The sequence below is a fragment of the Burkholderia orbicola genome, from assembly GCF_900100915.1.
GTDB classification, from domain to species: Bacteria; Pseudomonadota; Gammaproteobacteria; order Burkholderiales; family Burkholderiaceae; genus Burkholderia; species Burkholderia orbicola.
Genome location: NZ_FNKW01000002.1, coordinates 978,578 through 1,000,538, shown reverse-complemented (window position 1 = coordinate 1,000,538; position 21,961 = coordinate 978,578). Strand labels below are relative to the sequence as shown.

Sequence of the window (21,961 nt, the reverse complement as noted above, 5' to 3'; positions counted from 1 at the left end):
TGGCCTGACACTCCAAGTCTAAACAAAAAAAGACGGGCCGAAGCCCGTCTTTTCGTTTGCCGGAGGCCGGGCGGCGTCAAGGCGCCGCATCCGCCGTCAGAGGTCGCCGAGGTGGCGGCGCAGGAACTCGTGGAAGTGCTGCATCCCGTCTTCCATCGGGCTCTGATACGGGCCGACCTGCGACTCGCCGCGCGCCATCAGCGCACGGCGGCCTGCGTCCATCCGCATCGCGATCTCGTCGTCCTCGACGGCCGTTTCCATATAGGCGGCGCGCTCGGCCTCGACGAATTCGCGCTCGAACAGCGCGATTTCCTCGGGGTAATAGAACTCGACGATGTTGGTCGTCTTCTGCGGCCCGCGCGGGATCAGCCACGACACGACCAGCACGTGCGGATACCACTCGATCATCAGGCCCGGGTAGTAGACCATCCAGATCGCGCCGAACTCCGGCGGCACGCCGTTGCGGAATTTCAGCACCTGCTCGTGCCATTTCTGGTAAGTCGCGCTGCCCGGCTTCGCGAGGGCGTTGTGCACGCCGACCGTCTGCACGCTGTACCAGTCGCCGAACTCCCATTTGAGATCGTCGCACGACACGAAGCTGCCGAGGCCCGGGTGGAACGGGACGACGTGGTAATCCTCGAGGTAGACCTCGATGAACGTCTTCCAGTTGTAATCGCACTCGTGCACTTCGACGTGATCGAACTGGTACTCGGAGAAGTCGAAGTGATGCTTCGTACCGAGGTTGGCGAGGTCGCGCGCGACGTTGCGGCCCTCGGCCTCGAACAGCAGCCCCTGCCAGTTCTGCAGCGGGCTCTTGCCGAGGTTCAGACACGGTTTGTCGGGGAAGTGCGGTGCGCCGAGCAGCTCGCCTTCGAGGTCGTACGTCCAGCGGTGCAGCGGGCACACGATGTTCTGCGTGCGGCCGCGCCCGTTGAGCATGATCGCCTGCCGGTGGCGGCACACGTTCGACAGCAGCTCGATCTGGTTCGTCTGGTTACGGACCAGCACGCGGCCTTCCTGCTCGGACGGCAGCGCGAAATAATCCCCCGCCTCGGGCACCATCAACTCGTGCCCGACGTAACGAGGTCCTTTCTTGAAGAGGGTTTCGATCTCGCGCTCGAGTAGCGCCTCATCGAAATATGCAGTGACTGGAAGCTGGCTGTGGGCCGACTTCAACTGAAGCGCATCGCTCAGATTGGACATTCCCACTCCCGGTGTTAGCGTGAAAGCAGTGAACAACCCAACCATCGAAAAATCGATTTAGGGAAACGGAGAATTATACCCGGTTCGCCTCGCAAGGCTAGGATTAAGTGCCTGATTTGTGTCAATTTTTTGTCGGGCTGCCCTCGAAAGGCGCACACTGTGCGCTGGAGATGGGGCCGGAATTGTGCGCGGGCGCCCAAGACGGCAGGTCGGAAAATTCTCTTTTGCCGTAGAATGTCCGACTTGTTTTGAAATTTGACACCTCGTCCATGGCGAAAACCGCATCCCCAGGCGCCACGCCGCCCGGCAATGGCACCGAACCGTTGCCGGACAATTACGAGATGGCGCTCGCGGAACTCGAGACGCTGGTTGCCCGGATGGAAGGCGGCGCGTTGAGCCTCGAGGATTCACTGGCGGCGTATCGCCGCGGTGCGACCCTCGTTGCGTTTTGCCAACAGCAGCTCGAGAAAGTGGAGCAGCAGGTTCGCGTGCTCGACGGCGCGACGCTGAAGCCGCTTTCGTCCGGAACGGCCGCCACGGACGGCGAAGACGACGATCTATGACATTCGAACAATGGATGCGGTCCGTGCTTGACCGTGTCGAGGACGCACTCGGCCACTATCTGCCGGCTGAAACCGCGATGCCCGCGAAACTTCACGAGGCGATGCGCTACGCGGTCCTCGGTGGCGGCAAGCGCGTTCGCCCGCTGCTGTGCCATGCAGCAGGCGAGCTGACCGGTGCGACGGAGGCGGCACGCAACGCCGCGGCGGCGGCGCTGGAGATGATCCACGTCTACTCGCTCGTGCACGACGACATGCCGTGCATGGACGACGACGCGCTGCGTCGCGGCAAGCCGACCGTGCACGTGCAGTACGACGAACCGACGGCGCTGCTGGTCGGTGACGCGCTGCAGTCGCAGGCGTTCGTGGCGTTGACCGATGCCGATGCGCTCTCGCCGGTGCAGCAGGCGGCGCTCGTGCGCGAGCTGGCGCTGGCGAGCGGCTCGATCGGCATGGCCGGCGGGCAGGCGATCGACCTGGCGAGCGTCGGCCTGAAGCTGACGCGCGAACAGCTCGAGACGATGCACCGGATGAAGACGGGCGCATTGCTGCGCGCGGCCGTGCGGATGGGCGCACTGGCCGGCGAGACGCCGTCGGCGGAAACGATGGCCGCGCTGGATGTTTACGCGGGGGCCGTGGGTCTGGCCTTCCAGGTCGTCGACGACATTCTCGACGTCACGACCGATTCGGCGACGCTCGGCAAGACGGCCGGCAAGGACGCGGCGAACGACAAGCCGACCTATGTATCGATCCTCGGTCTCGAGGCGTCGCGCGAGCTGGCAGCGCAGCTGCGCGCCGAAGCGCACGACGCGCTGAAACCGTTCGGCGCACGCGCACAGCGTCTGGCCGAACTTGCCGACCTGGTAGTGAACCGGGTCAGCTGACGCGAAAGCCCGCCGCCGCGCACACGCTACGGTGCGTGCAAAAGAATGCGGGCGCGTTTGATTTCCTACAATGGAACGACGATGTACGACTTGCTGAAAACCATCGACGACCCGGCGGATTTGCGCCGCCTCGATCGTCGCCAACTGCAACCGCTCGCGGATGAACTGCGCGCGTTCGTGCTCGACAGCGTGTCGAAGACGGGCGGCCATTTGTCGTCCAACCTCGGGACGGTCGAGCTGACGATCGCGTTGCACTACGTGTTCAACACGCCGAACGATCGCATCGTCTGGGACGTGGGTCACCAGACCTACCCGCACAAGATCCTGACGGGCCGCCGCGACCAGATGCATTCGCTGCGTCAGTACGACGGCATCTCGGGCTTCCCGCGCCGCAGCGAATCCGAATACGACACGTTCGGCACCGCGCACTCGAGCACGTCGATCTCGGCGGCGCTCGGCATGGCGATCGGCAGCCAGCTGAACGGTGACGACCGCTTCTCGATCGCGGTGATCGGCGACGGCGCGATGACGGCCGGCATGGCGTTCGAAGCGATGAACAACGCCGGCGTGTCGGAAGATGCGAAGCTGCTCGTGATCCTGAACGACAACGACATGTCGATCTCGCCGCCGGTCGGCGCGCTGAATCGCCATCTCGCCCGCTTGATGTCGGGCCGCTTCTATGCGGCTGCGCGCGCGGGCGTCGAGCGCGTGCTGAGCGTGGCGCCGCCGGTGCTCGAACTCGCGCGCAAGCTCGAGGAGCACGCGAAGGGCATGGTCGTGCCGGCCACGCTGTTCGAGGAGTTCGGCTTCAACTACATCGGCCCGATCGACGGTCACGATCTCGATTCGCTGATCCCGACGCTGCAGAACATCCGTGAGCTGCGCGGCCCGCAGTTCCTGCACGTGGTGACGAAGAAAGGCCAGGGCTACAAGCTCGCCGAAGCCGATCCGGTGCTCTATCACGGCCCCGGCAAGTTCAACCCCGCCGAAGGCATCAAGCCGTCGACGACGCCCGCAAAGAAGACCTACACGCAGGTGTTCGGCGAGTGGCTGTGCGACGAAGCCGAGCGCGATACGCGCGTGGTCGGCATCACGCCCGCGATGCGCGAAGGCTCGGGCATGGTCGAGTTCGAGAAGCGCTTCAAGGATCGCTACTACGACGTCGGCATTGCCGAGCAGCACGCGGTGACGTTCGCGGGCGGCCTCGCGACCGAAGGGCTGAAGCCCGTCGTCGCGATCTACTCGACGTTCCTGCAACGTGCGTACGACCAGTTGATCCACGACGTCGCGCTGCAGAACCTGCCGGTCGTGTTCGCGATCGATCGCGCGGGCCTCGTCGGCGCGGACGGCGCGACGCATGCGGGCGCATACGATCTCGCGTTCATGCGCTGCATCCCGAACATGACGATCATGGCCGCGTCCGACGAGAACGAATGCCGCCAGATGCTGCACACGGCGCTGCAGCAGCCGAACCCGACCGCGGTGCGTTATCCGCGCGGCGCGGGCACGGGCGTGGCGACGGTGAAGGAATTCACCGAGATCCCGCTCGGCAAGGGTGAAGTGCGTCGTCGCACGTCGCAGCCGGAAGGCAAGCGCGTCGCGATCCTCGCGTTCGGCACGATGGTCGCACCGTCGCTCGCCGCTGCCGAGGAACTCGATGCAACGGTCGCGAACATGCGCTTCGTGAAGCCGGTCGATGCGGCGCTCGTGCGCGAGCTGGCCGAAACGCACGACTACCTCGTCACGGTCGAGGAAGGCTGCGTGATGGGTGGCGCGGGCTCGGCCTGCGTGGAAGCCCTGATGGAGAGTGGGGTTATCCGACCCGTACTACAATTGGGCCTCCCTGACCAGTTCGTCGACCACGGCGACCACGCGAAGCTGCTGGCGCAATGCGGCCTCGACGGCGCGGGCATCGCGAAGTCGATTCGCGAACGCTTCCTGAGCCCGGCGGCCGATGTCGCCGGCCACGCGAAGCGCGTCGCATAAGCTGGCGCCGCCTGCGGGCGGCGTCGGTGCGACTGGCGCAACCGGTCTTCATTGATGCGGAAAACATGGGCCTGCGGGCCCATGTTGCTTTTCCGGCTGCCGCATGATGCGGCGTGCGCGTCGTCGAACGCGCGGCTTACAAGGATTGAACAAGATGAACCAGATGAATCCCGCCTTCGTGATGCCCGACGTGCAGAGCACGGTGGATACCCGTCAGATCCCGATTCAGCGCGTGGGCGTGAAGGCGGTCCGGCATCCGTTGACGGTGTGTACCGAAAGCGGCGACGTGCAACCGACCGTCGGTGTCTGGAATCTCGACGTCCGTCTGCCGGCCGATCAGAAGGGCACGCACATGTCGCGCTTCGTCGCGCTGCTCGAGGAGAACCGCGCGCCGCTGACGGTCGAGCGCTTCCGCGCGATGCTCGCGTCGATGCTCGTGAAGCTCGAAGCCGAGGCCGGCCGCATCGAAGTCACGTTCCCGTATTTCGTGAACAAGACCGCGCCGGTGTCCGGCGTGCAGAGCCTGCTCGACTATGAAGTGACGCTCGCCGGCGAAAGCCGCAACGGCGACACGCGCCTGTTCCTGAAGGTGCTCGTGCCGGTCACGAGCCTGTGCCCGTGCTCGAAGAAGATCTCGCAGTACGGCGCGCACAACCAGCGCTCGCACGTGACGATCGATGCCGAGCTGGCCGCCGATCTGCCGGTCGAGGCGCTGATCCGCATCGCGGAAGAAGAAGCGTCGTGCGAACTGTGGGGGCTGTTGAAGCGTCCGGACGAGAAGTTCGTCACCGAGCGCGCATACGAGAACCCGAAGTTCGTCGAGGATCTGGTGCGCGACGTCGCACAACGTCTCGATGCGGACGAGCGGGTGGTTGCTTACGTGCTCGAAGCCGAGAACTTCGAATCGATCCACAATCACAGCGCGTATGCGTTGATCGAACGCGACAAGCGGCAGGCTGCATAACGCCGCGACTGCGGCATTTTGTCCTGCCAATGAGAAAAGCCGCTCGAACGAGCGGCTTTTTCGTTTTCCGGCTGGCGGTGTCGCGTGGCGCGATTCAGCCCGCGAGCGACGCGAGATCCCAGCGCGGCTTCACCGTGAACGCGTAGTCGGCATTCGCCTGTTCCGGCCAGCGGCCGAGCCGCAGCGCGCCCGCGAGCGCGATCATCGCGCCGTTGTCGGTGCAGAGCGCGAGATCGGGGTAGTGCACGTCGAAGCCGCGCTTAGCCGCGGCCGCCGACAGTGCCGCGCGCAACTGGCGGTTCGCGCCGACGCCGCCCGCGACCACGAGGCGCTTGAGCTTGGTCTTCTTCAGCGCGGCGAGCGACTTCGCGACGAGTACGTCGACGGCCGCATCGACGAAGCCGCGTGCCAGGTCGGCCTTCGCGCGTTCGAGTGCTTCGCCGTCGAGCTTCGCCGCTTCGAATTTCTTCATCTGCGTGAGCACGGCCGTCTTCAGGCCGCTGAAGCTGAAGTCGAGATCGCCCGAATGCAGCATCGGGCGCGGCAGCACGACCGCGCCCGGTGTGCCCGTTTCGGCCAGCTTCGATACTTCGGGGCCGCCCGGGTAACCGAGGCCGATCAGTTTCGCCGTCTTGTCGAACGCTTCGCCGGCCGCGTCGTCGAGCGTTTCGCCGAGCGTCTCGTACACGCCGACGTCGGTCACCCGCATCAGCTGCGTGTGGCCGCCGGAAACCAGCAGCGCGACGAACGGGAACGGCGGCGGCTCGTCGACCAGCAGCGGCGACAGCAGGTGGCCTTCGAGGTGATGGATGCCGACGGTCGGCTTGTTCCACGCGAGCGCGAGCGCATTCGCGATGCTCGCGCCGACCAGCAGCGCGCCGGCGAGGCCGGGCCCCTGCGTGAACGCGATCGCGTCGATGTCGTCGCGGCGCGTGCCGCTTTGCGCCATCACTTCCTCGAGCAGCGGCAGCGCGCGGCGGATGTGGTCGCGCGATGCGAGCTCGGGCACGACGCCGCCGTAGTCGCGGTGCATCGCGATCTGCGAATGGAGCGCGTGCGCGAGCAGGCCGCGCTGCGTGTCGTAGAGCGCGAGGCCGGTTTCGTCGCAGGAGCTTTCGATGCCGAGAACGAGCATGGGTGCGGGCAGGGCACGCCGTTTCGGGCGCGCCGCAGGTAGGTCAACGTAACCGGAAAGTATAGCAGGCGGGGGCCGGCCGCCGCTGGCGGCGGCCCGGGCCGGATGCCGGGCAGGTACAATCCGCGCCATGGAAACTTATGACATCGCCGTGATCGGCGCGGGCGCCGCCGGCATGATGAGCGCCGCGGTCGCAGGCCAGCTCGGCCGCCGCGTCGTGCTGATCGATCACGCACCGCGGCTTGCCGAGAAAATCCGCATCTCGGGCGGCGGCCGCTGCAACTTCACGAACCTGTACGCAGGGCCCGACAACTACCTGTCGTCGAATCCGCATTTCGCGCGCTCGGCGCTCGCGCGCTATACGCCGCGCGACTTCCTCGGGCTGCTCAAGCGCCATCACGTGACCTGGCACGAAAAGCACAAGGGCCAGCTCTTCTGCGACCACGGCAGCGACGCGATCATCGACGTGCTGAAGCACGAGTGCGACGCGGGCGGCATCGCGTGGCGCCGGCCCGTCGTCGTCGACGCGGTGCGCCATGCGCCGTCCGACGGCTTCACGCTCGACACGCAGCAGGCCGGCCCGATCGGGGCGCGCGCACTGATCGTCGCGACCGGCGGGCTGTCGATTCCGAAGATCGGTGCGACCGATTTCGGCTACCGGCTCGCGAAGCAGTTCGGCCACAAGCTCGTCGATACGCGGCCCGCGCTTGTGCCGCTGACGTTCGCGCCGCAAGACTGGGCGCCGTTCGCGCCGCTGTCCGGCGTATCGCTCGAAGTGCGCGTATCGACCGGCGACAAGAAGCGCGGCGGCGAATTCGTCGAGGACCTGCTGCTGACCCATCGCGGGCTGTCCGGCCCGGGCATCCTGCAGATCTCGAGCTACTGGCAGCCCGGCGACCCGATCCGCGTCGACCTGCTGCCGCAGCGCGACACGGTGGCCGATCTGCTCGACGCGAAGCGCACGTCGAAGCGCCAGATCGGCTCACTGCTCGCCGACTGGGTGCCGTCGCGCCTCGCGCATGCGTGGCTCGACACGCATCGCGTCGCGGCCGACGCGCGGCTCGCGGATCTGCCCGACAAGACGCTGCGCCAGATCGGCGACGCGCTGTCCGGCTGGACGCTGACGCCGAACGGCACCGAAGGCTACAAGAAGGCCGAGGTGACGAAGGGCGGGGTTGATACGCGCGAGCTGTCGTCGGCGACGATGATGAGCGCGCGCGTGCCGGGACTGTTCTTCGTCGGCGAGGCGGTGGACGTGACGGGCTGGCTCGGCGGCTACAACTTCCAGTGGGCATGGGCGTCCGGCACGGCGGCCGGGCAGGCCGCGGCCGAGTATGCGCGAGGCGCCTGATGCGCCGGCCGGCGCCGTTCTGGCGGATTGGGGTCCGTGCCTTTGAACAATCGCTCTGCTATACTCGGTAGTCTTTCCTTGCAAACCTTTATTCGTGTCGGATCATGACGATCATTCGCGTTAAAGAGAACGAGCCGTTCGAAGTTGCAATGCGTCGCTTCAAGCGCACGATCGAGAAGAACGGTCTGCTGACCGAGCTTCGTGCGCGCGAGTTTTACGAGAAGCCGACCGCAGAACGCAAGCGTAAGAAGGCCGCTGCGGTGAAGCGTCATTACAAGCGTATTCGCAGCCAGACGCTGCCGAAGAAGCTGTACTGAACGATTGGGCGCCGCGCGGTCCGCTGAGCGGCGCACCGGCGACTCCGTGCGATCGAATGCGATCGCGCAGCCGATCAGGCGGCGAGTCGCCGATGCCGGATTCGAGCAACCCGCTTGAGACACTGTCCCAAGCGGGTTTTTGTGTTGACGCCCATTCGCGGGCGTCGGATTCACGTTTCCATCCCGGGTGAAAGATGAGTTTGAAAGAGCAGATCAGCGAAGACATGAAGGCCGCGATGCGCGCGAAGGAAAGCGAGCGCCTGGCAACGATTCGCCTGCTGATGGCCGCGATCAAGCAGCGCGAAGTCGATGATCGGGTCACGCTCGACGACGCGGGCATCACGGCCGTGATCGACAAGATGATCAAGCAGCGCAAGGATTCGATCAGCCAGTTCCAGGCGGCCGGTCGCGACGATCTGGTCGCGAAGGAGCAAGCCGAGCTGACCGTGCTGGGCGGCTACATGCCCGCGCAACTGTCGGACGCCGAAGTGGCGGCCGAGGTGCAGGCGGCCGTCGCGCAAACCGGCGCGGCCGGCCCGCAGGACATGGGCAAGGTGATGGGCGTGCTGAAGGGCAAGCTCGCCGGCCGTGCCGACATGACGGCCGTTTCCGCGCAGGTCAAGGCCGCGCTCACGAAGTAAAACCCGTTCCCGGCGCGCCCAGCGATGCGTGCGCCGGGCGTCGTATTGTCTTTTTTCGCTCGATCCCACGGTGATTCCGCATTCGTTCCTGCAGGATTTGCTGAACCGCGTCGATATCGTCGACGTGGTGGGCCGGTACGTGCAGCTCAAGAAGGGCGGCGCCAACTTCATGGGCCTGTGCCCGTTCCATAACGAGAAGAGCCCGTCGTTTACCGTGAGCCCGACCAAGCAGTTCTATCACTGCTTCGGTTGCGGCGCGCACGGCACCGCGATCGGCTTCCTGATGGAACACGCGGGGCTCACGTTCCCGGAAGCCGTGCAGGAACTCGCGCAATCCGTCGGGCTGACTGTGCCGCACGAACCGTCGATGCGCGGCGGCGGTGGGGGCGGAGGCGGTGGCGGCGACTATCCGGCGCCCGTGTCGAAATCGGTGGCGACCGCGCTGTCCGATGCGATGACGGCGGCGTGCGACTACTATCGCAAGCAGTTGCGCGGCGCGACCGTCGCGATCCAGTACCTGAAGAACCGGGGCCTGACCGGCGAGATCGCCGCGCGCTTCGGTCTCGGCTATGCGCCGGACGGCTGGCAGAATCTCGAAGCCGCGTTCCCGGACTATCGCGACGAGTCGCTTGTCGAGGCGGGGCTCGTGATCGTCAGCGAGAAAACCGACGCCCAGGGCGTCGCGCGCCGCTACGACCGGTTCCGCGAGCGGATCATGTTCCCGATCCGCAACGTGAAGGGGCAGGTGATCGGTTTCGGCGGCCGCGTGCTCGGCAGCGGCGAACCGAAGTACCTGAATTCGCCTGAAACGCCGTTGTTCAACAAGGGCAGCGAGCTGTACGGGCTGTTCGAGGCGCGGCTCGCGATTCGCGAGCGCAAGTACGTGCTGGTCGTCGAAGGCTACATGGACGTCGTCGCGCTCGCGCAGCTCGGGTTTCCGAACGCGGTCGCGACGCTCGGCACCGCATGCACGCCGATTCACGTGCAGAAGCTGCTGCGCCAGACCGACACGGTCATTTTCAGTTTCGACGGCGATTCGGCCGGACGGCGCGCGGCCCGGCGCGCGCTCGAGGCATGCCTGCCGCATGCGGGCGACAACCGCACGATCCGGTTCCTTTTTCTGCCGACCGAGCACGATCCGGACAGCTACGTGCGCGAATTCGGCGCGGAGGCGTTCTCCGAGCAGGTCGAGCGGGCGATGCCGCTGTCGCAATTTCTGTTGAACGAAGCGATTGCCGGCAAGGCGCTCGATCAGCCGGAAGGCCGCGCGAAGGCGCTGTTCGATGCGAAGCCGCTGTTGCAGGCGCTGCCGGCGAACGCGTTGCGTGCGCAGATCATGCACATGTTCGCCGACCGCCTCGATATCCCGTTCGAAGAGGTCGCGGCGCTGTCGGACGTCGATACGCGCATCGCGACGCCGCCGCGGCAGGCGCCCGCGCGCAGCGAGCGGCGCCGCGTGACGGACAGCGAAAAGCGCGCGTTGCGTACGCTGGTGATGCATCCGCGCATCGCATCGCAGCTCGACGACGAACAGATTGCGACCCTGCGCGCGCTGCCGCGCATCGGCGAGCTGTTCGCCGAAGTCGTCGATCATGCGCGCGCGCTGGGCGACGGCGCGGAGTTCCGGCTGCTGTCGGATGTCCTCAGGACGTCCTCGAACGGGGCGACTTACGAGGAAATCTTCCGCGAAATTCTGGACTATGATGAAAACGTCCGCGATTTGCTGTTACAGAATCCGGAAGACGAGACGGTGCCCGAGCGGCAGCGTGAGCAGGAGCGGATCGCGGGGGAGGAGCTGCAGGCAGCGGTGCTCAAGATGCGCTATGACGCCTGCTGCGACCGGCTGGACAGGCTGGCGCGGCAATCCACCTTCACTCCCGAGGAGTTGGCCGAATTGACGGAATTGAACCAGCAGCGAACCGACATGAAGCGTCGGCTCGGGCTGTAGGCGGCTGGGGCGCTTAGAGAGGGCTCCCCAGCGTGCTATAATATAAGGTTTCCAGCGGTTTGTTTTCCAAGCAGAGGCGAGAATCGCGATGGCAAAGACGACAGGCGGAAAGAAAGCAACAGGCAAGGGCTCGACGGAGCCGACCAAGAAGGTCACAGCGGCCAAGTCTGCTTCTTCCACCAGGACAACGTCTTCAGCCACGTCAGCCCCTGCAGGAAAGAAAACCGCGGCCGGCACTGCTCAGGCTGCGCCGGCGCCGGCAGCCAGAACACGGGCTGCCGCCAGACCCGACTCCGGGCCGGCCAAGCCGGCGGCGAAGCGGGCAAGTGCGAAAAGCGCAAGGGACACGACTGCCGACGCGGACGAAACGGCAGTACGTACTACTCATGCACCCACGGTTCAACCGGCTGTCGTCCAGCAGCCGCGAGTCGATATAGCCGGTACGGCGAACTCCATGACCAAAAAGCTGAACGAAGTATCCGTCGAAGACGACGCAAATCAGAGCGACGAGCAGCCCGCAGCCGCGGCTGCACCGGGCAAATCCAAGGTGCGCGATCGTCGCGCCAAGGAAAAGGCGCTGCTGAAGGAAGCGTTCGCGACGAGCACGCCGGGCACGGCCGAGGAGCTCGAAGAGCGCCGCGTGAAACTGCGCGCGCTGATCAAGCTCGGCAAGGAGCGCGGCTTCCTCACGTACGCCGAAATCAACGACCACCTGCCGGACAACTTCACCGAGACGGAAGCCCTCGAGGGCATCATCGGCACGTTCAACGACATGGGCGTGGCGGTTTACGAGCAGGCGCCGGACGCGGAAACGCTGCTCCTGAACGACAACGCGCCCGCCGCGTCGTCGGACGATGAAGTCGAGGAGGAAGCGGAAGTCGCGCTGTCCACCGTCGATTCGGAATTCGGCCGCACGACCGATCCGGTCCGGATGTACATGCGCGAGATGGGCACGGTCGAGCTGCTCACGCGCGAAGGCGAAATCGAGATCGCGAAGCGGATCGAGGACGGCCTGCGCCACATGGTGATGGCCATCTCCGCGTGCCCGACGACGATCGCCGACATCCTCGCGATGGCCGAACGCGTCGCGAACGAAGAGATCCGCGTCGACGAGCTCGTCGACGGCCTGCTCGATCCGAATGCCGCGGACGCCGCCGATACGGACGGCTTCTCCGCGAAGGAAGCGGAAGCCATCGAGAACGAGGACGAGGAAGCCGAAGAGGAAGAGGAAGAGGAGGAAGAGGAGGAAGACGACGGTGCCGCGCAGGCATCGGCGAACGCCGCCCAGCTCGAAGCCCTCAAGCGCGCGTCGCTCGAGAAGTTCTCGCAGATCAGCGAGTGGTTCGACAAGATGCGCCGCGCGTTCGAGAAGGAAGGCTACAAGTCGAAGGCCTACCTGAAGGCGCAGGAAACGATCCAGAGCGAACTGATGACGATCCGCTTCACCGCGCGTACCGTCGAACGCCTGTGCGACACGCTGCGCGCGCAGGTGGACGAAGTGCGTCAGGTCGAGCGTCAGATCCTGCACATCGTCGTCGACAAGTGCGGCATGCCGCGCTCGGAATTCATCGCGCGCTTCCCGGGCAGCGAGACGGATCTCGACTGGGCCGAGAAGATCACCGCGGAAGGCCACCCGTACAGCGCGGTGCTGTCGCGTAACGTCCCGGCGATCCGCGAACAGCAGCAACGCCTGCTCGACCTGCAGGCGCGCGTCGTGCTGCCGCTGAAGGACCTGAAGGAAACCAACCGCCAGATGGCGGCCGGCGAACTGAAGGCGCGTCAGGCGAAGCGCGAAATGACCGAGGCCAACCTGCGTCTCGTGATCTCGATCGCGAAGAAGTACACGAACCGCGGCCTGCAGTTCCTCGACCTGATCCAGGAAGGCAACATCGGCCTGATGAAGGCGGTGGACAAGTTCGAATACCGTCGCGGCTACAAGTTCTCGACCTATGCGACGTGGTGGATCCGTCAGGCCATCACGCGCTCGATCGCCGACCAGGCGCGCACGATCCGTATTCCGGTTCACATGATCGAAACGATCAACAAGATGAACCGCATCTCGCGGCAGATCCTGCAGGAAACCGGTCTCGAGCCGGACCCGGCAACGCTCGCCGAGAAGATGGAGATGCCGGAAGACAAGATCCGCAAGATCATGAAGATCGCGAAGGAGCCGATCTCGATGGAAACGCCGATCGGTGACGACGACGATTCCCATCTCGGCGACTTCATCGAGGACACCAACACGGTCGCGCCGGCGGATGCCGCGCTGCATGCCAGCATGCGCGACGTCGTGAAGGACGTGCTCGATTCGCTGACGCCGCGCGAGGCGAAGGTGCTGCGGATGCGTTTCGGTATCGAGATGAGCACCGATCACACGCTCGAGGAAGTCGGCAAGCAGTTCGACGTCACGCGCGAGCGGATCCGTCAGATCGAGGCCAAGGCGCTGCGCAAGCTGCGTCACCCGAGCCGTTCCGACAAGCTGAAGTCGTTCCTCGAAGGGAACTGATTTCCAGCGTCTCTCTTACGAACGCCGCCGGTATCCGCATGATGCCGGTGGCGTTCGTTCCCTCTGTCGTCTTTGTTGTTACAATGCCGGCCCGGCTTCGTTGCCGGGGTGGCGTGTAGCACGCTTTGCTTCTCGTCTGGGCCCCTAGCTCATGCTTGGTTAGAGCAGCGAACTCATAATTCGTTGGTGCCGGGTTCGACTCCCGGGGGGCCCACCAGATTTCATGCCGCGCCGCGCAGTATCGCGGCATGCCGAAAACCCGCGATCGCGTCATGCGTCGCGGGTTTTTCTTTGGGCGGCTGCGCGGTGCGATCAGGAAAACAACGAGGGGCTGCCGTGCCGATGGCAATCGAAGTATGCTGTGGCGCGGCGGCCTCGGCGCGATACGCGCGCACGTCAGGACCGCCGATCAATGCCGCCTCCATTCGGCGGCCAGAACAAACGGATTTCACCCGGGAGCGGGGACGGCGATCATGATCAGGCTGCGTTCGTGGGGTGCGATTCTGTCGTTGCTGATGCTTGCCGCCTGCGCGAGCCTGCCGCCGCAGGCGGACCGCGCGCCGACGCATGCATTCACCGATACCGACGATACGCGCCTCGGCGTGGCATTTCGCCAGCAGGCTGCCGCCCATCCGGGGCAGGACGCGTTTCATTTGCTGACCGATCCGGTCGACGCACTGGACGCGCGCGTGCTGCTCGCCGATCGCGCCGAGCGCTCGCTGGACCTTCAGTACTACATCTGGCACGACGACCTGACTGGCCACGAACTGGCCGACGCGGTCATGCGTGCGGCCGATCGCGGCGTGCGCGTGCGCGCGCTGCTCGACGATCTCGGCACCAACGCCGACGACCGCAAGCTGCTCGAGATCAGCGCGCATCCGAACATCGAGATCCGGCTGTTCAATCCGGTGGCGACGCGCCGGTTCAAGAAGCTCGGCACCCTGTTCGAGTTCTCGCGCGTCAACCGGCGCATGCACAACAAGGCGATGATCGCGGACAACCAGGCGGCGATCGTCGGCGGCCGTAATATCGGCGATGAATACTTCGGTGCATCGTCGATGCTGGAGTTCGGCGATCTCGATGTCGTCGTTCACGGGCCGGTCGTGAAAGACATCTCGACGGAATTCGATACGTTCTGGAATTCGCCGTACGCGTATCCGGTCGATACGCTGGTCGGGCACGATGCGGCGCCCGGCGGCCTCGAGCGCGAGCGAGAACGGTTGCGCGACTACCTGAGGGCCATGGAGGACAATCCTTACGTGCTCGAGGCCCGCCAGCGGCTCGACCGGATCGTCCACGGGCAGGGCACGGAGCTGTCGTGGGGGCGTGCGACGGTGCTGTACGACGATCCGTCGAAGATCGCGCACCCGCCGAAGGACAGCGACGGGCACCTGATGCCGCAGTTGCGTGCGCTTGCGTTGCAGCCCCGGCACGACCTGCTGATCGTGTCGCCGTATTTCGTGCCGGGCAAGGAAGTGGTCGAGCGGCTGCGCGCGCTCACGGCGCGCGGCGTGCGCGTGACGGTGCTGACCAATTCGCTCGCGTCGACCGACGTGGCGGCCGTGCATGCCGGCTACCGCCGCTATCGAAGCGATCTGGTGAACGCCGGCGTGCGGCTTTACGAGCGCCGGCCCTCGGGCGACAAGAGCATTTCGAAGCAGGTGATCATCGGCTCGTCGCGCGCGTCGCTGCATGCGAAGACCTACGTGTTCGATCACACGAGCATCTTCATCGGGTCGATGAATCTCGATCCGCGCTCGCTGAACCTCAATACGGAGATCGGCGTTTATTGCGAGAGCCCGGCGATTGCATCGCAGGTGGCCAACGATCTGGAGGCGCGGCTCGACCAGATCGCGTGGCGTGTCGAGGCGAGAACCGATGCGGCCGGCAGCGGGCGCCTCAAGTGGGTTCAGACGGATGCAGACGGGAAGGTCACCGAGATCGATCACGAGCCGGAAGTGTCGGCGCCGCGGCGGATGGAAGTGTGGTTTCTCGGGCTGTTTCCGATCGAATCGCAATTGTGAGCGGCACTCAGTGCCGCGCGCGGCGGTGCTGCTCGATGACGTCGGCGAACTGCATCGCCGCTGTCTCGATCGTCGCGTCGCTCAGCCCTGAATAGCCGAGCACGAAGCCGTTGTAGCGGCGGCCGTCGCCGATGCAATAGCTGCTCAGCGGTTGGAGCCGCAAGCCGCGGGCGGCGGCCGTACGCGCGACGTCGGTATCGTGCAGCGGCACCGCGAGATCCGCGGAGAGATGCATGCCGCCGGGGCTTTCCCGCACGCTCAGCGACGTGCCGAGATGGCGGGCGAGCGCCGCTTCGAGGCTGCCGCGCCGGTCGGCGTAGAGTGCCCGCATCTTCCGCAGGTGCCGCGCAAAGAGGCCGGTGTCGATGAATTCGGCCATCGCCAACTGGTCGGCCGAGTGGCCGCGATGGACGAGTTCGCGCAGCGTGCGCGTGAAGCGGTCGACCAGTACCGGCGGCACCACCATGAAGCCGAGCCGAAGGGCCGGAAACATCGTCTTGCTGAACGTGCCGAGATAGCACACCGGTGCATCCGCATGCAGGCCCTGGATCGCGGGCAGCGGCTGGCCGCCGTGACGGAACTCGCTGTCGTAGTCGTCCTCGATGATCCACGCGCCGCATGCACGGGCATGCTCGACGAGCGCCGCGCGCCGCCGCGGGCTCATCAGCGCGCCGAGCGGGTACTGGTGCGACGGTGTCGTATAAATCAGCCGGGGCGGGTGGGTGCGCCACTGCGCGTCGGTCGGCGCCATGCCCTCGCGATCGACCTCGATCGGCACGGGATTCAGGCCGGTCGACCAGAACGCGGTTCTCGCGCCGTTGTAGCAAGGGTTCTCGAGCCAGCCGTATTCCCCCGGATTCGCCAGCATGCGCGCGCAGAGTTCGAGGCTGCTCTGCGTGCCGTCGGTGATGAACACCTGGCCCGTGTCGCAGCGCACGCCGCGCGACACGCGGATGTACGCGGCTACCGCGCGCCGCAGTTCGGGCAGCCCTTCGACCGGGCCGTACGCCAGCCGGGCCGGCGTGATGGTCTTCCATGCGCGCTCGATGCAACGACGCCACTGGGCAACCGGGAATTCGTCGAGGGACGGCAGGCCGGGAACGAACGGCAGCATGCGTTCGGGCTCGGGGTCGGCGTTCTCCAGCCCGTGCACGCGCGCCGACAAGTGAACCGGCGCGGGGCCGTCTTCCTTTGCGACGTTCGAGCGGTCGCATCCGTCCCATAGCGTGATCGTGCCGTTGCGCGTGGCCGCCACGAAGCCTTCCTCGGCAAGACGCTCGTACGCATAGACCGCGGAATTGCGCGCGATGCCCAACTCGGCCGCGAGCACGCGCGTCGACGCGAGCCGCGTGCCGCGCGGGAGGTGCCCGTCCAGCAGCATGTTGCGCAGGCTCCGGTAGAGGGCTTCCTGCCGACTATGCGTTGTCGCGCCGTCCTGTCTGGCAAGCGACGAGATGAGCAGCGCGAGATCCATGGGCTGGTTCCAGAAATTTTCGTTGTGCTGGTTCTTTCGAAGAGGCCGCGCGCATCGTATCGTTCACGTTCTCGCGGGGCAGGCCGGTAACGCGCATTTTCAGCGATCGGCGCGACTGGCGGGATGCGCGTATTTTGCTCGATTCGACGAGCGACTGTCGATGGGCGGGGTAGTCGCGCGCTCATGCACGGATACGGCGCGATGCCGATACCATTCATTTCGCAGTACAGATAGATGAACGAAAAGACCGATCTCTCTTCCACGCCGCGTACAACCATTCGCCGCTTGCCTGAACTGGGGAGCCACGATCGCACGATGCTCCACCGCATCGTGGACGAAGCGTATGTCTGTCACATCGCGTTCGGCGACGGGCAGAACACGCACTGCATTCCGACCGCGCACTGGAGAAGGGGCGATGACCTCTATATCCACGGGTCGAACGGCAGCCGGATGATCAAGGCATTGTCGGCCGGCACGCAGGCTTGCGTCGCGATGACGCTGCTGGACGGCCTCGTGCTGGCCAGATCCGCCTTCAATCATTCGATGAATTATCGGTCGGCGGTGATCTACGGGCAGTTCGACGTGATCGAAGGCAGCGCCGAAAAACTCGCCGCGCTGGATGCGTTGATGGACAAGATCGCGCCGGGCCGCAAGCATGAAGCGCGGCCGGGCAATTCGAAGGAAATCAATGCGACCAGCGTGCTGCGGATTTCGATGGCGGAAGCGGCCGTGAAAATCAGCGATTCGCTGCCGTCCGACAAGGAGGAAGATCTCGGGCTGGCGGTGTGGGCCGGGATCTTGCCGCTGAAGACGACGCGCGGCGCGCCGGTCCATGCCGACGGCAACGTGGTGGTGCCGGACTACGTCCGAAACTGGGCCGATTGAAGGGCGCGGCGGCGCGTGGCGTGGCGGGCTGTAGCGCCCGCATGGCCATGATGCCGGCGTGTCGTGCTTTTACCCCGGCCGATGTTCGCGCGACTCGTGCGGCGGGTGCGACTCGGCCGGATGCGGCGCGTGCGCATGCTCGGGCGCTGCCTGCCGAGGCTGCGGTGCCGCGTGTTCGCGCGGCGGCGCTTCGGGGTGCGGCTGCATCTCCTTGCGTTGTTGCTGTTGTGCTGCCTCGCTCCGCTGCTGTTGCCGGGCATCGTCACGTTGCTGCGCTTCCACGCGTTGCTGCTGTTGCGCTTCGTCGTGCCGCTGCGCCTGAGCGTGTTCCTGCTGCTGGGCGGCGTTGCGTTGCTGTATCTCTTCGCGTTGCTGGGCCACGTCGTGTCGCTGCATTTCCGCGCGTTGCTGCTGCTGTTGCTGCGCCGCCGCGCGAGTCTCCTGCGCGGCATGTTCGCGCTGCACCGCCTGCTGCCGCGTGTCGTGCGTCGCACCGGGCGGATGCGGCACTGGCACCTCGGCATGCGGCGCATTCGCGCGATGCTGCGCGAATGCTTCGGGCGCGGGTCGTGCACCGGGGCGCGCGTCGTTTGCACCGAAATGCGGGATCGTCATCGGCGCGGCACCCGGGCGCTGCTCCAGGGCCTGGCCGCGCATCGGCTCCGCGCCCGGCCGGACCGTGTTGCGCTCGATCGTCGTGTTGTTGTTGGTGACGTTGCCGCCGTAGTTGTTCGTGATGCGTGTGTTGCGGATGTTCGTGATGTTGTTGACCACCGTGGTCGACTTCGTCACGTAGGTGGTGTGGTTGTACACCACAGCCGGACGCTGCCAGCCGCCGTGCCACGCCGGGCCTTCGGGGTGTGGTGCACCCCAGTTCACGCCCCATGCGTGCCAGCCCCAGTCGTGATGCCCGAAGATCGCCGCGCCGACGGCGATGCCGATGCCAAACGTGATCACGCCGGCCGTGACGACTTCGCCGGTGCTGTAAACGGGTGGCCGATACACATAGCCGGGATAGGACGAAACCGGCTCGCCGTAGACGACGGTCGGGTTGTACGATGGCACGTACACGACATCGGGCTGTGCGGGTTCGATCTCGATCGCCTGTTCGGGCGGCGGCACGATCGCCGGCCCGCTGTAGACCGCCGGCGCGTCGGGGGCCGGCGTGTACCCCGCCGGCGCGGCTTGCGCGACTTGCGTGACCCGCATCTGGCCGCTCGAGCGCAGATGGCCGGATTTCTGCGCGCGCTGGCGCATCACCTGGATCGCATTCATCACGTCGGTCGGATCGTTGTAGTACGCCTGTCCGAGCGAGGTGGACCAGGCCGGGTTCGACGCCATTTGCGACAGCACCGCGGGGAACGCGGTCAGCGCCTTGACGGACGGGTCCCACGGCTGCGCATCGGCGGCGCTCGCGAGCGCCTGGCCCTTCAACGACGGATTTTGCGTCACCCATGTATTGGCGGCCGTTATCTGGTCCGGATACGTTGCGCCCGCGAGCACCAGCGCGACTAGCTTGTCGGGGAACAGCGCGATCGGCGCGACCATCTGGTAGAGCTGGTCGGCACTCGGCGGCGTGTACGCGACGGGCGTCGACGCGGGCTGTGCCGCCGAGGCGGCGCTCGCATCGCTGGCCGGCGCGGCGGCGCTGTTGTCGTCGTGCTTACAGGCCGACAGGCCGAGCAGCGACACGATGACGGACGACGCGATCAGCGTCCTGACGGGGCGGTGTGCACGGGCATGGTTCATGTTGTTCGTTCGGTGTGGTGGCAGCGTTGGCAGGCACGCGGGCCGGGCGATCGGCTCGAACACCATGTCGCGACCGTGCGCGCAGGTTCCGGTGGCATCGGCCGGAGCGGGCGGCTGGATCGTGTTCGCATGGCGGTTGTCCCGCGACGAATCGATACCTTCAGTTAAACGCACGACACGCACGGAAGTTGTCGCGGTGTTGTGTAACAGTGTGTGTACCTTGCAGTCCGTAAGTGGACAGGCGGGCGCGCGGTAACCGACATGAAAGTTGTTTGCGCAACGATTGCAAGGTTGGGGCGCAGGCGTGACGCTTGCTGCGCGAGGTGAGCGGACACGGCATGCAAAAAACCCGCGAAGGCTGCGAGGCCTTCGCGGGTTTCTTCAACGCGGTTGAGTACGGCTGCGGCGCGCGCGATGCGTCGCGCTCCCGCACCCGGTTCGGTCAGCGATTCATCAGCGCGCGAAATCCGACGTGCTCTGGATAAACGTATTCAGCTTCGAGATGTTCACGCTACCGAAGCCCGTCGTCGCATCCCAGCCGGCCTTCGCCTTGTAGCCGTAAGTGCCGCTGCCGTTGTTGCCGGACGTGACGTCGTGCAGCAGCGCCGCGTTGGACGGGAAGTACTTGTAGATGCTCGACGCGGGGAACCCGAGCGCATTGTTGTTGGCCGACTGCAACCGCGCCCAGATGCCCGTGAAGATCGGCGCGGCGAGGCTCGTGCCGCCTTCGTTGTTCAGGTACCCCGAACCCCACAGCGTGTCCGATGTCTGGCCGTTCACGACGAGAATCGCACCCGTGCGCAGGTCGGCGTCGAAGCCGACGTCGGGCAGCGCGCGCTTGGTCGAGCCGGTGAGGGTCGACGACTGCCACGTCGGCGCGGCCTCGTACTTGCTGTACCCGCCGCCCGTCGACCACACGGTGCCCGGCTGCCAGCTCGGATCGTTCCAGACGATCTCGCTGTTGTACGCATTGGTCGACGTATTGGTGAACAGCGTCGTGCCGCCCACCGCGATCACGTACGGCGACGTGGCCGGCTCGCTCACCGTGTAGGTCGAGCGCGACGGCGTGCCGCTCGCGCATTCGTACGCGCCGTGGTCGCCGGCGGAAACGGAGAAGGTTTGCCCTTGCGCGACCGCCTGCTTGAAGATGGTGTCATCGGTCGCCTGCGAGCCGGTGCTGTTCGCGGACGATTCGCACACGCCGAGCGACACGTTGATCACCTTCGCGACGTTGTCGGTCACGGCCTTGTTGTACGCGGCCGTGATCGCGGTGAGCGTCATCGACGGCGCGACGTAGAACACGACCTGCTTCACGCTGCCGCCGGCCGTGCCGACGATCGACTGGCTGTCGAGGTTCCATTCGACGGTGCCGTCGGTGTCGGTGTACGAACTGCCGGCCGGGCCCGTCTTCACGATGCTGCTGCTGATCGTGCCGAGGCCGTTGTTCGCGGCAAACGTATTGAGGTCGCTCACCGTCTGCGACAGGTCGCCTTCGGAGATGATGCCGACCGTGGTCTGCGAGGCCGTCGGCGTGCCGTCGCCGCCGTAGATCGACGAGAATTCCGTCGGGTTGTGCGGCACCGCCGACGCGCCGGCCGGGATCGTCAGGTTGCTGGTGTTGCCTTGCGGCTTGCTGCCCGCACCCGTATGCACGAGCTCGACGTTCTGCAGGCCGAGCACCGCGCCGACGACGTTGCCGATTGCGTTCGGCACTTGCGCGGCGTCGGTGTTCGCATAGACGCTGCGGCCGTTGCGCGTGAAGCGCTTGAGGGTCGTGCGGAATGCGGACTGGACGGTGCCTGCGGTGCCGGACGCGGAGACCAGCAGCCGGTTCGGCGCGACCACGATATTCACGAAGCCGGCCTTGCGCAGGTGGGCGACGACGGAGGCGACCTGCTGGTCGGTCGGCGCATATTGCGCGGCGAATTGCGTCGGCGTGAGGAACTGCCGGTAGTGCGGCGAGCCGGGCGTATGCAGGTCGCGCAGGTACTGGTCGAGCTGGGCTTCGTTGCGCAGGTTCAGCCCGAGCACGATGTCCACCGATTCGCCGGGCGCCATGTCGATCGCCGAGGCGGCAGCGGCTGCCGTGCTCGCCGCGGGTGCGCCGGCCGTACCGGCTTCGTTCTGCTGCACGAGCGGCAGGAAGCCCTTGGTGCGCGTTTCCGTCCAGCCGGCCGCGGGCGCGGCATGGGCGGTCGCCATGCCGAACGTCGCGGCTACTGCTGCGGCGAATGCGAGTTTGACGACGCGAATGTGCTTTTGATTCTTGTTTGCAACCTGATTCATTTGAATTACCCCTCCGGTTGAACAACGAACGGCACGAACAACAACGGT

The 21,961-nt window shown here is 65.8% G+C and carries 17 protein-coding genes and 1 tRNA gene; 12 read left to right on the top strand and 6 right to left on the bottom strand.

From position 1 onward, the window contains the following. Positions 1 to 96: 96 nt before the first annotated feature. On the bottom strand, positions 97 to 1,203 hold the full coding sequence (locus BLS50_RS21335; RefSeq protein ID WP_011548151.1) for an aromatic ring-hydroxylating oxygenase subunit alpha: 1,107 nt from the start codon (positions 1,201 to 1,203) through the stop codon (positions 97 to 99). A gap of 269 nt (positions 1,204 to 1,472) precedes the next feature. Here BLS50_RS21335 and BLS50_RS21330 point away from each other — a divergent pair, with 269 nt between their 5' ends. The 4 genes from BLS50_RS21330 (at position 1,473) to folE2 (ending at position 5,597) form a co-directional block, all read left to right on the top strand. Beyond that, positions 1,473 to 1,766: an exodeoxyribonuclease VII small subunit gene (locus BLS50_RS21330; protein WP_006479428.1), complete on the top strand. Its 294-nt coding sequence runs from the start codon at positions 1,473 to 1,475 to the stop codon at positions 1,764 to 1,766. Next, complete coding sequence (locus BLS50_RS21325; protein WP_006479426.1) at positions 1,763 to 2,647, top strand: polyprenyl synthetase family protein; 885 nt, start codon at positions 1,763 to 1,765, stop codon at positions 2,645 to 2,647. Before BLS50_RS21330 ends, BLS50_RS21325 begins: the two co-directional genes overlap by 4 nt. An 81-nt stretch (positions 2,648 to 2,728) precedes the next feature. Continuing rightward, entirely contained in the window at positions 2,729 to 4,633 is a 1,905-nt protein-coding gene (gene dxs, locus BLS50_RS21320; protein WP_012338492.1) for a 1-deoxy-D-xylulose-5-phosphate synthase, read from the top strand. Positions 4,634 to 4,787: 154 nt separating this feature from the next. Continuing rightward, complete coding sequence (gene folE2, locus BLS50_RS21315) at positions 4,788 to 5,597, top strand: GTP cyclohydrolase FolE2 (protein ID WP_011548148.1); 810 nt, start codon at positions 4,788 to 4,790, stop codon at positions 5,595 to 5,597. 94 nt (positions 5,598 to 5,691) lie between these two features. Here folE2 and tsaD read toward each other — a convergent pair whose 3' ends face one another. After that, entirely contained in the window at positions 5,692 to 6,732 is a 1,041-nt protein-coding gene (tsaD, locus tag BLS50_RS21310; RefSeq protein WP_011548147.1) for a tRNA (adenosine(37)-N6)-threonylcarbamoyltransferase complex transferase subunit TsaD, read from the bottom strand. An 85-nt stretch (positions 6,733 to 6,817) separates the two neighbouring features. On the opposite strand from tsaD, the gene BLS50_RS21305 reads away from it, so the two are divergent. From BLS50_RS21305 to BLS50_RS21280, 6 genes are all read left to right on the top strand, one after another. Continuing rightward, the gene (locus tag BLS50_RS21305; protein ID WP_226210126.1) at positions 6,818 to 8,083 is read left to right on the top strand and encodes a BaiN/RdsA family NAD(P)/FAD-dependent oxidoreductase; all 1,266 of its coding nucleotides are present in this window, start codon (positions 6,818 to 6,820) and stop codon (positions 8,081 to 8,083) included. A 104-nt stretch (positions 8,084 to 8,187) separates the two neighbouring features. Continuing rightward, positions 8,188 to 8,400: a 30S ribosomal protein S21 gene (gene rpsU / locus BLS50_RS21300; protein ID WP_006479415.1), complete on the top strand. Its 213-nt coding sequence runs from the start codon at positions 8,188 to 8,190 to the stop codon at positions 8,398 to 8,400. A 194-nt stretch (positions 8,401 to 8,594) separates the two neighbouring features. Then, the gene (locus tag BLS50_RS21295; protein ID WP_006479409.1) at positions 8,595 to 9,041 is read left to right on the top strand and encodes a GatB/YqeY domain-containing protein; all 447 of its coding nucleotides are present in this window, start codon (positions 8,595 to 8,597) and stop codon (positions 9,039 to 9,041) included. Between the two features lie 70 nt (positions 9,042 to 9,111). Then, complete coding sequence (dnaG, locus tag BLS50_RS21290; protein ID WP_011694686.1) at positions 9,112 to 10,989, top strand: DNA primase; 1,878 nt, start codon at positions 9,112 to 9,114, stop codon at positions 10,987 to 10,989. Between the two features lie 88 nt (positions 10,990 to 11,077). Beyond that, the gene (rpoD, locus tag BLS50_RS21285; RefSeq protein WP_074803934.1) at positions 11,078 to 13,495 is read left to right on the top strand and encodes an RNA polymerase sigma factor RpoD; all 2,418 of its coding nucleotides are present in this window, start codon (positions 11,078 to 11,080) and stop codon (positions 13,493 to 13,495) included. A gap of 138 nt (positions 13,496 to 13,633) precedes the next feature. Then, positions 13,634 to 13,712: transfer RNA gene (locus BLS50_RS21280), tRNA-Ile, on the top strand. Between the two features lie 4 nt (positions 13,713 to 13,716). Here the strand turns inward: BLS50_RS21280 and BLS50_RS35490 are convergent. After that, positions 13,717 to 13,908 carry a hypothetical protein gene (locus tag BLS50_RS35490; protein WP_124624686.1) on the bottom strand — a complete coding sequence of 64 codons (192 nt, stop codon included), beginning with the start codon at positions 13,906 to 13,908 and terminating at the stop codon, positions 13,717 to 13,719. A gap of 60 nt (positions 13,909 to 13,968) precedes the next feature. On the opposite strand from BLS50_RS35490, the gene BLS50_RS21275 reads away from it, so the two are divergent. Beyond that, positions 13,969 to 15,519 carry a phospholipase D family protein gene (locus BLS50_RS21275; RefSeq protein WP_074803932.1) on the top strand — a complete coding sequence of 517 codons (1,551 nt, stop codon included), beginning with the start codon at positions 13,969 to 13,971 and terminating at the stop codon, positions 15,517 to 15,519. A gap of 7 nt (positions 15,520 to 15,526) precedes the next feature. On the opposite strand, the gene pdxR is transcribed toward BLS50_RS21275, so the two are convergent. Next, the gene (gene pdxR, locus BLS50_RS21270; protein WP_074803930.1) at positions 15,527 to 16,993 is read right to left on the bottom strand and encodes a MocR-like pyridoxine biosynthesis transcription factor PdxR; all 1,467 of its coding nucleotides are present in this window, start codon (positions 16,991 to 16,993) and stop codon (positions 15,527 to 15,529) included. A gap of 234 nt (positions 16,994 to 17,227) precedes the next feature. Between pdxR and BLS50_RS21265 the strand changes: the two genes are divergently transcribed. Then, positions 17,228 to 17,878, top strand: coding sequence for a pyridoxamine 5'-phosphate oxidase family protein (locus BLS50_RS21265; protein WP_074803928.1), 651 nt, complete (start codon positions 17,228 to 17,230; stop codon positions 17,876 to 17,878). A 69-nt stretch (positions 17,879 to 17,947) separates the two neighbouring features. Here the strand turns inward: BLS50_RS21265 and BLS50_RS21260 are convergent, their stop codons facing one another. Further along, on the bottom strand, positions 17,948 to 19,627 hold the full coding sequence (locus BLS50_RS21260) for a DUF3300 domain-containing protein (protein ID WP_074803926.1): 1,680 nt from the start codon (positions 19,625 to 19,627) through the stop codon (positions 17,948 to 17,950). Positions 19,628 to 20,080: 453 nt separating this feature from the next. Further along, positions 20,081 to 21,913, bottom strand: coding sequence for a S53 family peptidase (locus tag BLS50_RS21255; RefSeq protein WP_074803925.1), 1,833 nt, complete (start codon positions 21,911 to 21,913; stop codon positions 20,081 to 20,083). Positions 21,914 to 21,961 lie beyond the last annotated feature (48 nt).

Coding starts and splice junctions, on each gene's coding strand:
- BLS50_RS21335 (WP_011548151.1), bottom strand. CDS start 1,203: ATGTCCAATCTGAGCGATGCGCTTCAGTTGAAGTCGGCCCACAGCCAG.
- BLS50_RS21330 (WP_006479428.1), top strand. CDS start 1,473: ATGGCGAAAACCGCATCCCCAGGCGCCACGCCGCCCGGCAATGGCACC.
- BLS50_RS21325 (WP_006479426.1), top strand. CDS start 1,763: ATGACATTCGAACAATGGATGCGGTCCGTGCTTGACCGTGTCGAGGAC.
- dxs (WP_012338492.1), top strand. CDS start 2,729: ATGTACGACTTGCTGAAAACCATCGACGACCCGGCGGATTTGCGCCGC.
- folE2 (WP_011548148.1), top strand. CDS start 4,788: ATGAACCAGATGAATCCCGCCTTCGTGATGCCCGACGTGCAGAGCACG.
- tsaD (WP_011548147.1), bottom strand. CDS start 6,732: ATGCTCGTTCTCGGCATCGAAAGCTCCTGCGACGAAACCGGCCTCGCG.
- rpsU (WP_006479415.1), top strand. CDS start 8,188: ATGACGATCATTCGCGTTAAAGAGAACGAGCCGTTCGAAGTTGCAATG.
- BLS50_RS21295 (WP_006479409.1), top strand. CDS start 8,595: ATGAGTTTGAAAGAGCAGATCAGCGAAGACATGAAGGCCGCGATGCGC.
- rpoD (WP_074803934.1), top strand. CDS start 11,078: ATGGCAAAGACGACAGGCGGAAAGAAAGCAACAGGCAAGGGCTCGACG.
- BLS50_RS21275 (WP_074803932.1), top strand. CDS start 13,969: ATGATCAGGCTGCGTTCGTGGGGTGCGATTCTGTCGTTGCTGATGCTT.
- pdxR (WP_074803930.1), bottom strand. CDS start 16,993: ATGGATCTCGCGCTGCTCATCTCGTCGCTTGCCAGACAGGACGGCGCG.
- BLS50_RS21265 (WP_074803928.1), top strand. CDS start 17,228: ATGAACGAAAAGACCGATCTCTCTTCCACGCCGCGTACAACCATTCGC.
- BLS50_RS21260 (WP_074803926.1), bottom strand. CDS start 19,627: ATGAACCATGCCCGTGCACACCGCCCCGTCAGGACGCTGATCGCGTCG.
- BLS50_RS21255 (WP_074803925.1), bottom strand. CDS start 21,913: ATGAATCAGGTTGCAAACAAGAATCAAAAGCACATTCGCGTCGTCAAA.